The sequence below is a fragment of the Telmatospirillum sp. J64-1 genome (assembly GCF_006980715.1).
Taxonomy (GTDB): Bacteria; Pseudomonadota; Alphaproteobacteria; order Rhodospirillales; family Magnetospirillaceae; genus Oleiliquidispirillum; species Oleiliquidispirillum nitrogeniifigens.
In genome coordinates, this window is record NZ_SBHN01000018.1 from 14,427 (window position 1) to 30,055 (window position 15,629).

General features: G+C 64.9%; 12 protein-coding genes. 2 read left to right on the plus strand and 10 right to left on the minus strand.

The window, feature by feature from the left end; genetic code table 11:
* Positions 1-83 precede the first annotated feature (83 nt).
* Entirely contained in the window at positions 84-1,436 is a 1,353-nt protein-coding gene (gene hemN, locus EPD66_RS16475; RefSeq protein ID WP_142849599.1) for an oxygen-independent coproporphyrinogen III oxidase, read from the plus strand.
* Between the two features lie 276 nt (positions 1,437-1,712).
* Here hemN and lpdA read toward each other — a convergent pair whose 3' ends face one another.
* The 7 genes from lpdA to zapE all read right to left on the minus strand — a co-directional run bounded on the left by lpdA (position 1,713) and on the right by zapE (position 12,144).
* A complete protein-coding gene (gene lpdA / locus EPD66_RS16480; protein ID WP_142849600.1) occupies positions 1,713-3,113 on the minus strand; it encodes a dihydrolipoyl dehydrogenase in 1,401 nt (466 codons plus the stop codon).
* A 72-nt stretch (positions 3,114-3,185) separates the two neighbouring features.
* A complete protein-coding gene (odhB, locus tag EPD66_RS16485) occupies positions 3,186-4,415 on the minus strand; it encodes a 2-oxoglutarate dehydrogenase complex dihydrolipoyllysine-residue succinyltransferase (protein ID WP_142849601.1) in 1,230 nt (409 codons plus the stop codon).
* A gap of 30 nt (positions 4,416-4,445) precedes the next feature.
* Positions 4,446-7,379, minus strand: coding sequence for a 2-oxoglutarate dehydrogenase E1 component (locus EPD66_RS16490; protein ID WP_142849602.1), 2,934 nt, complete (start codon positions 7,377-7,379; stop codon positions 4,446-4,448).
* 191 nt (positions 7,380-7,570) lie between these two features.
* Entirely contained in the window at positions 7,571-8,446 is an 876-nt protein-coding gene (gene sucD / locus EPD66_RS16495; RefSeq protein WP_142849603.1) for a succinate--CoA ligase subunit alpha, read from the minus strand.
* Positions 8,446-9,642, minus strand: coding sequence for an ADP-forming succinate--CoA ligase subunit beta (gene sucC / locus EPD66_RS16500; RefSeq protein ID WP_142849604.1), 1,197 nt, complete (start codon positions 9,640-9,642; stop codon positions 8,446-8,448). The genes sucD and sucC overlap by 1 nt, the downstream gene beginning before the upstream one ends.
* Before the next feature lie 21 nt (positions 9,643-9,663).
* Positions 9,664-10,626 carry a malate dehydrogenase gene (gene mdh / locus EPD66_RS16505; RefSeq protein ID WP_142849605.1) on the minus strand — a complete coding sequence of 321 codons (963 nt, stop codon included), beginning with the start codon at positions 10,624-10,626 and terminating at the stop codon, positions 9,664-9,666.
* A gap of 387 nt (positions 10,627-11,013) precedes the next feature.
* The gene (gene zapE / locus EPD66_RS16510) at positions 11,014-12,144 is read right to left on the minus strand and encodes a cell division protein ZapE (protein ID WP_142849606.1); all 1,131 of its coding nucleotides are present in this window, start codon (positions 12,142-12,144) and stop codon (positions 11,014-11,016) included.
* A 105-nt stretch (positions 12,145-12,249) separates the two neighbouring features.
* Here zapE and EPD66_RS16515 point away from each other — a divergent pair, with 105 nt between their 5' ends.
* On the plus strand, positions 12,250-12,519 hold the full coding sequence (locus tag EPD66_RS16515) for a hypothetical protein (RefSeq protein ID WP_142849607.1): 270 nt from the start codon (positions 12,250-12,252) through the stop codon (positions 12,517-12,519).
* Positions 12,520-12,623: 104 nt separating this feature from the next.
* On the opposite strand, the gene EPD66_RS16520 is transcribed toward EPD66_RS16515, so the two are convergent.
* Genes EPD66_RS16520 through sdhD form a run of 3 tightly spaced genes read right to left on the minus strand, consistent with a single transcriptional unit; the run spans position 12,624 to position 15,621 of the window.
* Positions 12,624-13,403 (minus strand): succinate dehydrogenase iron-sulfur subunit, encoded by a 780-nt coding sequence (locus EPD66_RS16520; RefSeq protein WP_142849608.1) that lies wholly within the window; start codon positions 13,401-13,403, stop codon positions 12,624-12,626.
* A 36-nt stretch (positions 13,404-13,439) separates the two neighbouring features.
* Positions 13,440-15,227: a succinate dehydrogenase flavoprotein subunit gene (sdhA, locus tag EPD66_RS16525; RefSeq protein WP_142849609.1), complete on the minus strand. Its 1,788-nt coding sequence runs from the start codon at positions 15,225-15,227 to the stop codon at positions 13,440-13,442.
* 7 nt (positions 15,228-15,234) lie between these two features.
* Entirely contained in the window at positions 15,235-15,621 is a 387-nt protein-coding gene (gene sdhD, locus EPD66_RS16530) for a succinate dehydrogenase, hydrophobic membrane anchor protein (protein ID WP_142849610.1), read from the minus strand.
* Positions 15,622-15,629 lie beyond the last annotated feature (8 nt).

The window sequence follows — 15,629 nt, forward strand, 5'->3', positions numbered from 1 at the left end:
TTTCCCTCCTTCCCGTGGTGGTTTATTGCATTCCCTTGGGCATTGGGGGTAGCTTTCGGGATATCGCAACAGGAAGAGTTCGCATGCGCCCCGACCTTGCGGCAAAATACGACCTGCGCGTCCCGCGCTACACCTCCTATCCCACTGCGCCCCATTTCAACGCAACCGTGGATGCGGCGCGCTATGACGGCTGGCTGGCGGAGTTGCCGCCCGAGACCGAGCTGTCGCTCTACCTGCATATCGCCTATTGCGCCGAAATGTGCTGGTTCTGCGGCTGCCACACCAAGATCAGCAAGAAATACGCTCCCGTAGCCGATTACATGGACGCCCTGTGGCGTGAGATCGACATGGTCGCCGAGCGCCTGCCCGCGCGCATGGCCGCCCGCCATGTCCATTTCGGCGGCGGCAGCCCGACCGTTCTGGCGCCCGAGGATTTCGTCAAGACGCTGGACATCCTGCGCCGCAACTTCCTGATCAAGCCGGACGCGGAAATCGCCGTCGAACTCGATCCGCGCACCGCCGACGAGGCCTATGTGAAGGCCATGGCCGAGGCCGGAGTCACCCGCGCCTCAATCGGCGTGCAGGACTTCAATCCGGTGGTGCAGAAGGCGATCAACCGCATCCAGCCCTACGAAGTGACCGAGCGCGTCATCAACTGGCTGCGCGCCGAGGGGGTGTCGCAGATCAACATGGACTTGGTCTATGGCCTGCCCCATCAGACGGTCGACAGCCTGATGGAAACCATCGACCAGGGCGTCGGCCTGGCGCCGCGCCGCATCTCGCTCTTCGGCTACGCCCATGTGCCGTGGATGAAAAGCCATCAGCGCCTGATTCCCGAAGACGCCCTGCCCGGTATCGAGGAACGCTGGCAGCAATACGAGGCCGCCACCCAGCGCTTGGTGGATCGGGGCTATGTCGCCGTCGGCCTCGATCACTTCGCCGCACCCGACGATCCGCTGGCCGTCGCCCTGGCCGAGAAGCGCCTGCACCGCAACTTCCAGGGCTACACCACCGATTCGGCGGAAGTGCTGATCGGCTTCGGCGCCTCGGCCATCGGTTCCCTGCCCCAGGGCTATGTCGCCAATGAAGGCAGCGTGACGGCCTATAAGCGCATGATCCGCGACGAGAACCGCCTGACCGTGGTGCGCGGCATCGCCGTCACGCCCGACGACCTGCTGCGCCGCGAGATCATCGAACGCCTGATGTGCGACCTGTCGGTGGATGTGGACGTCATCGCCGCCCGCCACGGCGCCTCGGGCGATGATTTCGAGGAGGATCTGGACCGCCTCGCCCCCCTGCTGGCCGACGGCCTCGTGATCCGCGACGGCCATCGCATCGCCGTCACCGAGGAAGGCCGTCCGCTGGTCCGTGCCGCCGCCGCCGTCTTCGACCGCTATCTTCAGGCGGGCGAAAAGCGGCACAGCAAGGCGGTGTAAGGGAGATAAGACGCAGGGCGCCGCCCTGCATCGGCCCTTGGAACCCTTTTTGAGCGCTTGCCCATGCTTCGAGACGGCCCTGCGGGCCTCCTCAGCATGAGGTTTATGTGATTGATAAAGAATTAGCCTCACCCTGAGGAGCCGCCTTGGCGGCGTCTCGAAGGGCGGACCAAGAAACGGGGTTCGGGATCCCAGGGCGCGGGCAGCAGCCCGCATAAAAAACAACGGGGCGGCTCGCTTGAGCCGCCCCGCTTTCTTTTGCGATGAGACGCGAGATCACATGTGGATCGCGCGGCCATCCACGGCCAGGGCCGCTTCCTTGACCGCCTCGCCCAGGCCCGGATGGGCATGGCAGGTGCGGGCGATGTCTTCGGCGGCAGCGCTGAATTCCACGCCCAGCACGATCTCGGCGATCAGGTCGCCAGCCATCGGGCCGATGATGTGGCCACCGAGGATGCGGTCGGTCTTGGCATCGGCCAGGATCTTCACGAAACCGTCGGCGTCGTCATTGGCGCGGGCACGGGAATTGGCCATGAAGGGGAACTTGCCCACCTTGTAGGCCACGCCCTGCTGCTTCAGCTGCTCTTCCGTGGCACCGACCGTGGCCACTTCCGGCCAGGTGTAGACGACCGAGGGAATGGCCTCGTAATTCACATGGCCGTGCTGACCGGCCAGGATTTCCGCCACTGCCACGCCTTCTTCCTCGGCCTTGTGGGCGAGCATGGCGCCGCCGATCACGTCACCGATGGCATAGACGCCCGGCACGTTGGTGCGGAAGTGGTTGTCGACCTGTACGAAGCCGCGCTCAACCCGCACGCCCACGTCTTCCAGGCCCAGGCCTTCGGTATAGGGACGGCGGCCGATGGCGACCAGCACCACTTCGGCCTCGATCTTCTCGGCATCGCCGCCGGCGGCGGGCTCGACCGTCAGGGTCACGCCGCTGTCGGAGGATTCCGCGCTGGTGACCTTGGTCTTCAGGCGGAACTTCATGCCCTGCTTCTCCAGGATGCGCTGCATCTGCTTGGAAACTTCACCGTCGAAGGGCGGCAGGGCGCGGTCGAGATATTCGATCACGGTGACTTCGGCACCCAGGCGGCGCCACACCGAGCCCAGTTCCAGACCGATGACGCCCGCGCCGATGACGACCATGGACTTCGGCACGCTGGACAGGGCCAGGGCGCCGGTCGAGGAGACGATGCGCTTCTCGTCGATGGTCACGCCCGGCAGCGGGGTGACGTCCGAGCCGGTGGCGATGACGATGTTCTTGGCCTGCAGGGTCTGCTCGCCGTCCTGGCCGGTGACGATCACCTTGTTGCCGGCGGCGATGCGGCCCGAGCCGACCACATAGGTCACCTTGTTCTTCTTGAACAGGCCCTCGATGCCCTTGGTCAGGCCGGAGACGACCTTGTCCTTGCGGCCCATCATCGCGGCGAGGTCGAGTTCCAGCTGGCCGACCTTGATGCCGTGCTGGGCGAATTCATGCCCGGCGGCTTCGAAGTGATGCGAAGACTGCAACAGCGCCTTCGACGGAATGCAGCCGACATTGAGGCAGGTGCCGCCGAGCGCCCCGCGTTTTTCGACGCAGGCGGTCTTCAGGCCCAATTGCGCCGCGCGGATCGCCGCCACATAACCACCCGGGCCGCCGCCGATAACGACGAGGTCGAAAGTATCGCTCATGGAGAGAAGTCCCTTGGTCGTAAAGTGTCGCGGCCCCCGCCCTTTTCGGGTCGGGGGCCGGATGTCAGATGATTACATGTCCAGCAGGATGCGCTGCGGATCTTCCAGGCACTCCTTGACACGCACCAGGAAGGACACCGCCTCGCGGCCGTCGATGATGCGGTGGTCGTAGGACAGCGCCAGATACATCATCGGGCGGGCCTGGATCGAACCGTCGGGCATCACCATCGGGCGCATCATGGTCTTGTGCATGCCCAGGATGGCCGATTGCGGGGGATTGAGGATCGGCGTGGACATCAGCGAGCCGTAGACGCCGCCATTGGAGATGGTGAAGGTGCCCCCCATCATCTCTTCCATGGTCAGCTTGCCGTCGCGGGCCTTCTTGCCGAAAGCGCCGATGGTCTTTTCCACCGTGGCGAAGGACATTTCGTCGGCATCGCGCAGCACCGGAACCACCAGACCCTGGGGCGTGCCGACGGCAACGCCGATGTCGTAATGGTTCTTGTAGACGATGTCGTCGCCGTCGATCTCGGCATTGACCGCCGGCCATTCCTTCAGGGCGGTGATGCTGGCCTTCACGAAGAAGGACATGAAGCCGAGCTTCACGCCGTGCTTCTTCTCGAAGGCGTCCTTGTGCTGGTTGCGCAGTTCCATGATCGCCGTCATGTCCACCTCGTTGAAGGTGGTCAGCATGGCGGCGGTGTTCTGGGCTTCCTTCAGGCGCTCGGCGATACGCTTGCGCAGACGGGTCATGCGCACGCGCTCTTCGCGCTCGCCGGCGGCGCGCGGCGCGGCCGGGGCCTTGGCGGCGGGAGCCGGAGCGGCAGCGGGCTTCTCCATATGGCTCAGCACGTCACCCTTGGTCACGCGGCCGTCCTTGCCGGTACCGGCGATCTGGGCGGTATCCACGCCCGCATCTGCGGCGATCTTCTTGGCCGAAGGCATGGCCGGGGCGGAGCCCGGAGCGCTGGAGGCAGCGGCGGCGGGCTGCTGCGCGGGCTTGGCCGGTTCGACCGGCTTGGTGCCCGCGGGCGCAGCGGCGGTGGTGCTGGTGGCGGCGGCGCCACCGGCGGCGATGGCACCGAGCAGCGCGCCGACTTCGACGGTATCGCCTTCGTTGACGACGATCTCCGCCAGCGTGCCGGAAGCCGGCGCGTTGACCTCGACGGTCACCTTGTCGGTTTCGAGCTCGACCAGCGGCTCATCCTGCTTGATGGCATCGCCCACCGCCTTGAACCACTTGGCAACCGTGGCCTCGGTGACGGATTCGCCCAGAGCGGGCACAACAATTTGAGTCGACATTAGGGTATCAACCTCGTCTGGGTAGTCCGATTACGGCAGGATATTGCTGAGCGCCGTAGCGCGGCGGAAAGGCTGGTGCAGCTTGTCGAGGGAAGTGCACAGCGCATCCTCGACAAGCTTGGCCTGCTCGGCATTGTGGACCTTGAGCGAGCCGGTCGCGGGCGAAGCCGAGGCGCGGCGGCCGGAATAGCTGGCGCGCTTGGCCTTGTGGCCGCCGATTTCCTCCAGGGCGTATTCCAGGCGGCGATCGACGAAGGTCCAGGGGCCCATATTGGCCGGTTCTTCCTGGCACCACACCACTTCGGCATTCTTGTAGCGCGACAGCTGCTTCTGGATGGTCGCATGCGGCCAGGGATAGAGCTGCTCGATGCGCACGATGGCGACATCGTTCAGGCCGCGCTTCTCGCGCTCCTCGGCCAGATCGTAATAGACCTTGCCCGAGCACAGCACGACGCGGCGGATGGCTTCATCGGCCACCAGATTGGTCGAGGTTTCGGGCAGCACGCGGCGGAAGCGCGAACCGGTGGCGAAATCTTCCAGGTTCGAGACGCAGAGCTTGTGACGCAGCAGCGACTTGGGCGTCATCATCACCAGCGGCTTGCGGAAGTTGCGGCGGATCTGGCGGCGCAGCGCGTGATAGTAGTTGGCCGGGGTGGTGCAGTTGCAGACCTGCCAATTGTCCTCGGCGGCCAACTGCAGATAGCGCTCCCAACGGGCCGAGCTGTGTTCCGGCCCCTGGCCTTCATAGCCGTGCGGCAGCAGGATGGTCAGGCCGGAGACGCGCAGCCACTTGGATTCGGCCGAGGAGATGAACTGGTCGAAGATCACCTGGGCGCCATTGGCGAAGTCGCCGAACTGGCCTTCCCAGATGGTCAGGCCGTGGGGCTCGGCCAGCGAGTAGCCGTATTCGAAGCCCAGCACGCCCTCTTCCGACAGCAAGGAATCGATGACCTCGTAACGGGCCTGACCGTCCTTGATGTTGTTCAGAGGGATGAAGCGGTTTTCGGTTTCCTGGTCGATCAGCACCGAATGGCGCTGCGAGAAGGTGCCGCGGCCGACATCCTGGCCCGACAGGCGGACCGGCGTGCCTTCCGCCAGCAGGGTGCCGAAAGCCAGCGCCTCGGCGGTCGCCCAGTCGATGCCCTTGCCCGTCTCGATGGCCTTCTTCTTGGCTTCGAGCTGGCGCAGGATCTTGCGGTTGACGTTGAAGCCCTCGGGCACCTCGGTCAGCTTCAGACCGACATCCTTCAGCACCGCCAGGTCCACGTCGGTGCGCTCTTCGCGGAATTCCTCTTCCTCGTTAAGCTGCGCCAGACCGGTCCAGCGGCCCTCGAACCAGTCCGCCTTGTTGGGGCGGAAGTTGGAGGCGGCCTGGAATTCCTCTTCCATGCGCGCCTGGAAGGCGCTGACCAAGCCGTTGGCCTCGTCCTCGCTCAGCACACCGGCGCTCACCAGCTTCTGGGCATAGATCTGGCGGGTGGTCGGATGCTGGGCGATCTTGCGATACATCAGCGGCTGGGTGAATGCCGGTTCATCGCTTTCGTTATGGCCGTGGCGGCGATAGCAGATCATGTCGATCACCACGTCCATCTTGAAGGTCTGACGGAACTCGGTGGCGATACGGGCGACATGGACCACGGCTTCCGGGTCGTCGGCATTGACGTGGAAGATCGGGCAGGCAGCCATCTTCGCGATGTCCGAGGAATACGGACCCGAACGCGAATATTGCGGCAGCGTGGTGAAGCCGATCTGGTTGTTGATGATGACGTGGACCGTGCCGCCGGTGGTGTAGCCTTCGATCTGGCTCATGGCGAAGCATTCGGCCACGACGCCCTGACCGGCGAAGGCGGCGTCGCCATGCAGCAGGATCGCCATCACCTTGCTGCGGTCGGTGTCATCGAGCTGGGTCTGCTTGGCGCGAACCTTGCCCAGCACCACCGGATTGACGACTTCCAGATGCGACGGGTTGGCGGTCAGCGACAGATGGACCACCTGGCCGTCGAAATCGCGGTCGGCCGAGGTGCCGAGATGGTACTTCACGTCACCCGAACCCTGGACGTCCGACGGATTGGCCGGGTTGCCCTGGAATTCCGAGAAGATCGCCCGATAGGGCTTCTGCATGACATTGGCCAGCACGTTCAGGCGGCCGCGATGGGCCATGCCCAGGACCACGTCCTGCACGCCGAGCTGCGCGCCGCGCTTCAGGATCTGTTCCAGCGCGGGAATCAGGCTTTCGCCGCCTTCCAGGCCGAAGCGCTTGGTGCCGGTATACTTCATCTGCAGGAAGCGCTCGAAGCCCTCGCCCTCGGTCAGGCGCTCGAGAATGGCGCGCTTGCCGCGGTCGGTGAATTCGGTGTGGTTGTGGATGCTTTCGATGCGCTTCTGGATCCAGGCCTTCTGCTCGGGATCCTGGATATGCATGAATTCGACGCCGATGGTGCCGCAATAGGTTTCCTGCAGCGCCCGGATGATCTGGCGCAGGGTCGCCGTTTCCAGGCCCAGTACGTTGTCGATGAAGATTTCGCGGTCGAGATCGGCCTCGGTGAAGCCGTAGCTGCGGTAATCGAGTTCCGGATGGGGCGCGCGCACCATCAGGCCCAGGGGATCAAGATTGGCCTGCAAATGGCCCCGCACGCGATAGGCGCGGATCAGCATCAGGGCGCGGATCGAATCCAGCACCGCATTGCGCACGCCTTCGGCCGACAGGTCGCCACCGGTGGCGGCCGGACGGGTCATGACAGGCGCGGCGTCCTCGCCGTTGACGATCACCGAAGCGTGATGCCTGGACCAGCTCGCCCCCTGCAATTCCTGCAGCATGGCGCGGCCATCTTCATGGAGTTCCTCGAAGAACGTGACCCAGCTGGGGTCGACCGAGGACGGATCCTCGACGTATCGGGTATAGAGCTCGGCAATGAACGTCGCGTTCTGGCCGGTCAGGAAGGTGGTCTCGAGCTGTCGTGCCATTTCTCGGTCGGCGAGGCCCTTTTCCTGCCCCGCCCCCTGGGTTTGGGTTTCGCCACGTCCGGCACCGCCGGGTTTGCCCCTGCGGTGCCGTCCGTATCGTTCGCGGGATTACGCCCGCTTCATAAACTCGGTCCCTTGAACGACATGTTCCAGAGGGGACCGTCCTTCTTCCCTAAGCCCTAAAGGACCAATCAGCCCTTGAGGACCTTGAGCATGGTGCTGCCCAGGGCCGCCGGGCTGTCGGCGACGGTGATGCCGGCCGAACGCATGGCCTCCATCTTGTCGCCCGCGCCGCCCTTGCCACCGGAGATGATGGCGCCGGCATGGCCCATGCGGCGGCCCGGAGGCGCCGTGACACCGGCGATGAAGCCGACGACGGGCTTCTTCACCTTGGACTGCTTCAGGAACTCGGCACCCTCTTCCTCGGCGGTGCCGCCGATTTCGCCGATCATGATGATCGCCTGGGTCTCGTCGTCGCCGAGGAACAGGTCCAGGGCATCGACGAAGTTGGTGCCGTTGATCGGGTCGCCGCCGATGCCGATGCAGGTGGTCTGGCCCAGGCCGGCGGCGGTGGTCTGCGCGACGGCTTCATAGGTCAAGGTGCCCGAGCGGGAGACGATGCCGATCTTGCCGCGCTGGTGGATGTGACCGGGCATGATGCCGATCTTGCATTCGCCGGGGGTGATGACACCGGGGCAGTTCGGGCCGATCAGGCGGCTCTTCGAACCGGCCAGGGCGCGCTTGACCGGGGCCATGTCCAGCACCGGGATGCCTTCGGTGATGCAGACGATCAGTTCGATCTCGGCATCGATGGCTTCCAGGATGGCGTCGGCGGCGAACGGCGGCGGAACGTAGATGACCGAGGCATTGGCGTCGGTCTTGTCCTTGGCCTCGGCGACGGTGTTGAACACCGGCAGGTCCAGGTGGGTGGTGCCGCCCTTACCGGGGGTCACGCCGCCGACCATCTTGGTGCCGTAGGCGATGGCCTGTTCCGAGTGGAAGGTGCCCTGCGCGCCGGTGAAGCCCTGGCAGATAACCTTCGTGTTGGAATTGACGAGAACGGCCATTATGCAGCCTCCTTCACGGCCTTGACGACTTTTTCCGCCGCGTCGGCCAGGTTGTCGGCGGCGATGATGGGCAGGCCGGATTCCGACAGGATCTTCTTGCCCAGTTCCACATTGGTGCCTTCCAGGCGCACCACCAGCGGAACGTTCAGCGAGACTTCGCGGGCAGCGGCGACCACGCCCTCGGCGATGACGTCGCAGCGCATGATGCCGCCGAAGATGTTGACCAGGATGCCTTCGACATTGCTGTCCGACAGGATCAGCTTGAAGGCGGTGGTGACGCGCTCCTTGGTGGCGCCGCCGCCGACGTCGAGGAAGTTGGCCGGCTCGCCGCCATAGAGCTTGATGATGTCCATGGTGGCCATCGCCAGGCCGGCGCCGTTGACCATGCAGCCGATAGTGCCGTCGAGCTTGATGTAGTTCAGGCTGTGACGGGCGGCTTCGAGTTCGGACGGATCTTCCTCGTCCTCGTCGCGCAGCTCTTCGATGTCCTTGTGGCGATAGAGCGCGTTGTCGTCGAAGTTGACCTTGGCGTCCAGCGCCACGACGTCACCGGCACCGGTCACGACCAGCGGGTTGATCTCGACGATCGAGCAATCCAGGTCGATGAACGCCTTGTACATGGCGGCCATGAACTTGACGGCGGAGCTGACCTGCTTGCCTTCCAGGCCCAGGCCGAAGGCGAGCTGGCGGCCATGGAACTGCTGGAAGCCGATCACCGGGTCGATGGCGACCTTGAGGATCTTTTCCGGGCTGTGGGCGGCGACTTCCTCGATCTCCATCCCGCCTTCGGTCGAGGCCATGATGGTGACGCGCGAGGTGGCGCGGTCGATCAGCATGCCGAGATACAGCTCGCGCTTGATGTCGCAGCCCTGCTCGATATAGACGCGCTTGACTTCCTTGCCCGCCGGGCCGGTCTGGTGGGTCACCAGCACCTGGCCGAGCATTTCCTGGGCGTTCTTCTCGACGTCCTCGAGGGACTTGACGACGCGGACGCCGCCGGCGCCGTTCTCGTTGCCCTTGAACTTGCCCTTGCCGCGGCCGCCGGCATGGATCTGGGACTTCACGACCCAGACCGGACCGCCCAGCTTCTTGGCCTCTTGCACGGCCTCGGCCGGAGTGTAGGCGACGCCGCCTTCAAGCACGGCCACGCCGTACTTCCGAAGCAGCTGCTTCGCCTGATACTCATGAATATTCATGAAGGATGCTCCCCCTGGAGATTACTGGCCCATGATGCCGCGGGCGACCTGGATCAGGCCACGGACGGCATCGGCAGACTTGTTGAAGGCTTCCTGCTCGGCCGCGTCGAGTTCGATCTCGACCACGCGCTCGATGCCCTTCTCGCCGATCACGACGGGCACGCCGACGAAGATGTCGTCCTTCTGGCCGTACTTGCCGGCCTTGACTTCCACGGCGCAGGGCAGAACGCGCTTCTTGTCCTTCAGGAAGCTTTCGGCCATGGCGACGGCCGAGGCGGCCGGGGCGTAGAAGGCCGAACCGGTCTTGAGCAGGTTGACAATCTCGGCGCCGCCGTCACGGGTACGCTGCACGATCTTGTCGAGCTTTTCCTGGGTGGTCCAACCCATCTTCACCAGGTCGGGCAGCGGGATGCCGGCGACGGTGGAGTAGCGGACCAGCGGGACCATGGTGTCGCCATGGCCGCCCAGCACGAAGGCGGTGACGTCTTCGACCGAAACGTTGAATTCCTCGGCCAGGAAATGGCGGAAGCGGGCGCTGTCGAGCACACCGGCCATGCCGCAGATCATGTTCGCCGGCACGCCGGAATACTGCTGCAGCGCCCAGACCATCACGTCCAGCGGGTTGGTAATGCAGATGACGAAGGCGCCGGGGCAGTTTTCCTTGATGCCCTTGCCGACCGCTTCCATGACCTTGAGGTTGATGCCGACCAGGTCGTCGCGGCTCATGCCCGGCTTGCGCGGCACGCCGGCGGTGACGATGACCACGTCGGCATCCTTGATCGCCGAGTAGTCGTTGGCGCCGCTGTAACGGGCGTCCACACCCTCGACCGGGGTGGATTCAGCGATGTCCAGTCCCTTGCCCTGGGGAATACCCTCGGCGATGTCGAACAGGACGACGTCGCCCAGTTCCTTCAAGCCGATGAGATGCGCCAATGTGCCGCCGATGTTGCCAGCGCCAACGAGAGCGATCTTTTTGCGTGCCATAGGTGTGGTCCCTCGATCGGGTTGAGTCTTGTCGAACGGGTGGGCTACGCCATCGCGCAGCATTACCGATGGGGGGCTTTGGTAACGCGATTCTCGCTCCAGGGCAAGCCCCCGACGCACTTTTTCAGCCCCCGAGCCGAAGGAAAAATTCATTTATTTCCCCGCCACTTGGCGGATTCACGGAGGGCGGAGAGCGCTAAGCCGTTGGGGAGTCGGGATAATTACCTACCCGGGGTGGTTTTTTACCTACCCGTTGGGGAAGCGGGCATAACCGAGCCTGTCCAGAAGGCAGAGGGGGGAGCCGTTCCCCGTCCGTCCCCCCAATACGGGAAAGGGGCGGAGCCGCGGCTCCCCCCTTCCGACATAGCCTCCCTCCTTGGCGGAGGATCAGGTCAGATGCTCGCTCCCGACATAATCCTCCGACTGCATCTCCATCAGGCGCGATACGGTGCGCTGGAACTCGAACGCCCCGTCGCCGCGCGGATAGAGCTTTTCGGGCGGCGCGGCGGCCGAGCAGATCAGCGTCACCTTGTGCTCGTAAAGGGCATCGATCAGGTTGACGAAGCGCTTGGCCTGGTCGCGATTCGCCGGTCCCAGTTCCGGAATGTTCGAGATCAGGATCGTGTGGTAATGGGTCGCCAGCGCCAGGTAATCGGCCGCTCCCAGCGGCCGGGCGCAGAGTTCTTCGAAGGTGAAGCGCGCCACCCCGTCGGCGGCCACGGGAACCTCCAGGCTGCGGCCCTGCACGGCAATGCTCTCGCGCTGGCCCGTGCGGCCGCCCGACAGCCGCAGGAAGGCCTCGTCCAGCGCAGCCTGCGCCGCCGTGTCCAGCGGCGTGTGATAGACCCGCAGGCCCCGCTTGCGCCCCAGCCGGTAATCGCGCTCGCTGTCCAGCTCCAGGATGTCCATCTTGGACTTGATCAGGCTGATGAAGGGCAGGAAGCGGTCGCGCTGCAAGCCGTCCTTGTAGAGGTCGTCCGGCGCGCGGTTGGAGGTCGCGACCATCACCACGCCGTTGTCGAACAGGCATTGGAACAGCCGCCCCAGGATCATGGCATCGGCGATGTCGTGGACCTGCAATTCGTCGAAGCACAGCAGCCAGGCTTCCTCGGCGATGCTGCGCGCCAGGCGCGGAATGGGATCGCCGTTGCTGCCCTTGTTGGCCTGGCGCCAGGCATGCAGCTCGGCATGGACGTCGCGCATGAATTCGTGGAAATGGACCCGGCGCTTGCCGGGAATTTCCGCCGTGGCGAAGAACAGGTCCATCAGCATGGACTTGCCGCGCCCCACCTCCCCGAAGATGTAGAGGCCGGGCGGCGGTGGCGGTTCCTCGCGGCGGCGGCCCAGCGAGATGCCGAACCGGGCCAGCCAGCCACTTTCCCCCTGGGATGGGCGGTAATGGGCGAGAGCGTTGTGCAGGCTCTGCAATTTCTCGGCGGCCAGGGCCTGCGCCGTGTCGGGCTTCAGGTCGCCGGCAGCCAGCTTCGCGCGATAGGCGGAAAGGGGTCCATTGGTCATGGTGGCGCGAGCTTACCCACTCGCGGCCGTCCCGCCAAGGGTGTCTTCCGTCCAAGCCCGCCTTGACGGATAATGGCCGTTCGTTCTCTCCAGCCGGACATCCCCATGCGCCTTCTCCTCTCCGCCCCGCTCCTCGCCTTGCTGGTCACCGGCTGCGCCGAAGCGCCCTTCGTCGAAACGCCCTTCCCCGTCATCCGCCATGACTCGGCCCTGGCCGTCTGCCATACCTCCGACGCCGAACGCGCCGCCATCGATGAAGCCGCCGAGGAAGGCTGCGCCAAGCTGGGCAAGACCGCCGTCTTCCGCAGCCAGGAAAACCTGCAATGCCGCATCAGCGCCCCCAGCCGCTCCCATTACGAATGCGTGGCGCCATAAGGGACTGACCCACTGGGCCGCCTCGAAGCATGATCCAACGCCCAAGAAAAAGGGCCGCCGGAAAATCCGGCGGCCCTTGAAGGCTTGACCATCCTGCAGACGCCTTAGCGGCGCTCGATCATCTTTTCCTTGATCGACCCGATCGCCTTGGCGGGGTTGAGACCCTTGGGGCAAGTCTTGGTGCAATTCATGATGGTGTGGCAGCGATAGAGGCGGAAGGGATCTTCCAGCGCATCCAGGCGCTCGCCGGTATTCTCGTCGCGCGAATCGTGGATCCAGCGGGCCGCCTGCAGCAGGATGGCCGGGCCGAGATAACGGTCGCCGTTCCACCAATAGCTGGGGCAGCTGGTCTGGCAGCAGAAGCACAGGATGCATTCCCACAGGCCGTCGAGCTTGGCGCGCTCTTCCGGGCTCTGCAGCCGCTCGCGGTCCGGCGGCGGCGGGGTCTGGGTCTGCATGTAGGGCTTGATCGAGGCCAGCTGGGCATAGGGCACGGTCAGGTCGGGAACCAGGTCCTTGACCACCGGCATATGCGGCAGCGGGTAGATCTTGACGTCTTCCTTCACGTCCTCGATGGGCTTCAGGCAGGCCAGGGTATTGGTGCCGTCGATGTTCATCGCGCAGGAGCCGCAGATGCCTTCACGGCAGGAGCGGCGGAAGGTCAGCGTCGAGTCGATCTCGTTCTTGATCTTGATCAGCGCGTCCAGAACCATCGGGCCGCAATCGTCGAGATCGATCTCGTAGGTGTCCAGGCGCGGATTGGCCCCGGTATCGGGGTCGTAGCGGTAGATCTTGAAGACGCGCACATTCTTGGCGCCGGCGGGCGCCTTGTGGGTCTTGCCCTGCTGGACCCGGGAATTGGCGGGCAGAGCGAATTCAGCCATGATCGGTTCCTCTAGTCTGCAAGAGGTTGACGCGCGTCAGTAGACGCGCGCCTTCGGCTCGATGTAATCGATTTCGTCGGTCAGGGTCCAAGTATGCACCGGACGGTAGTCCAGCGTGACCTTGCCCTGATCGTCCACCCAGGCCAGCGAGTGCTTCATCCAGTTGACGTCGTCGCGGTCCTGGAAGTCTTCGCGGGCATGGGCGCCACGGCTTTCCTTGCGGGCTTCCGCCGAATGCAGGGTCGCCTGGGCGCAGGCCATCAGGTTTTCCAGCTCCAGCGCCTCGACGAGATCCGAGTTCCAGATCAGCGAACGGTCGGTGATCTTGATCGACGGCAGCATGCCGCGGACCTGGTCGATGTTGTTGCAGCCCTGGGCCAGCGATTCCTGGGTACGGAACACGGCGGCGTCGTTCTGCATGGTGCGCTGCATGCGGTCGCGGATGGCGGCGGTGGTTTCCGAGCCATTGGCATTGCGCAGACGGTCGAAGCGGGCGATGGCGTAATCGCCGGCATCCTTCGGCAGCGGCTTGTGGGTCATGCCGGGCTTGATCAGCTCGGCGGCACGCAGGCCGGCGGCGCGGCCGAAGACCACGATGTCGAGCAGCGAGTTGGTGCCCAGGCGGTTGGCGCCGTGGACGGACACGCAGGCCGCCTCGCCGATGGCCATCAGGCCGGGGACGATGGCTTCCGGGTCGTCCTTGGTCGGACGCAGCACTTCGCCGTGATAGTTGGTGGGGATGCCGCCCATGTTGTAGTGGACGGTCGGCAGGACCGGGATCGGCTCCTTGGTCACATCCACGCCGGCGAAGATCTTGGCCGTCTCGGAAATGCCGGGCAGACGCAGGTTCAGCGTCTCGGCGCCCAGATGTTCCAGATGCAGATAGATATGGTCGTTCTGCTTGCCGACGCCACGGCCCTCGCGGATTTCCATGGTCATGGCGCGCGAGACGACATCGCGCGAGGCCAGGTCCTTGGCGGTCGGAGCATAACGCTCCATGAAGCGGTCGCCGTTGCTGTTGGTCAGGTAGCCGCCTTCGCCGCGTGCGCCTTCGGTGATCAGGCAGCCCGAGCCGTAGATGCCGGTGGGATGGAACTGCACGAATTCCATGTCCTGCAGCGGCAGGCCCGCGCGGGCCACCATGCCCTGGCCGTCGCCGGTGCAGGTATGGGCCGAGGTGCAGGAGAAATAGGCGCGGCCGTAGCCACCGGTCGCCAGCACCACCTGATGGGCCCGGAAGCGGTGCAGCGTGCCGTCGTCCAGGTTCCAGGCGACGACGCCGCGGCAGGCGCCGTCCTGATCCATGATCAGGTCGATGGCGAAATATTCGACCAGGAACTCGGCGTTATGCTTCAGGCACTGCTGATACAACGTGTGCAGGATGGCATGGCCGGTACGGTCGGCGGCGGCGCAGGCGCGCTGCACCGGCTTTTCGCCGAAATTGGACATGTGGCCGCCGAAGGGGCGCTGATAGATGCGGCCGTCCTCGGTGCGCGAGAAGGGAACGCCGAAATGCTCCAGCTCGTAGACCGCCGGAACGGCCTCGCGGCACATATATTCGATGGCGTCCTGGTCGCCCAGCCAGTCCGACCCCTTGACGGTGTCGTACATGTGCCAGCGCCAGTTGTCCTCGGCCATGTTGCCGAGCGAGGCGCCGATGCCGCCCTGGGCGGCGACGGTGTGGGAACGGGTCGGGAAGACCTTGGTGATGCAGGCGGTCTTCAGGCCCGCGGCGCCCATGCCGAGCGTGGCGCGCAGGCCGGCGCCGCCGGCACCGACGACGACCACGTCATAGGTATGGTCGATGATCTGGTACGAAGCCATGGTCAGATCAGCCTCCGAAGGCGACAAGCTTGAGGATGGAGACGGCGCAGAAAACGCCCAGGGCGACGGTCGCGAACTTGATCGCGATCAGGCTAGCCATCTTGGCGCCTTCGTTATGCACATAGTCCTCGATCACCACCTGCAGGCCGAGCTGGGCGTGGTAGAAGACGACGAAGACCAGCAGCAGCATCATGGTGGCGTTGCCGGGCGTGCCGAGCCAGGCGCTGAAGGTCGCGTAATCCGCGCCGATCAGGCCGATGACCGAAATCACGAACCACAGCGTCAGCGGCACCAGGGCCAGTCCGCTGAGACGCTGCCCCCACCAATGGCCGACGCCTTCCTTGGCAGAACCCAGGCCGCGCACGCGGCCGAGCGGAGTACGGAGGCTCCTCATTCTCTACT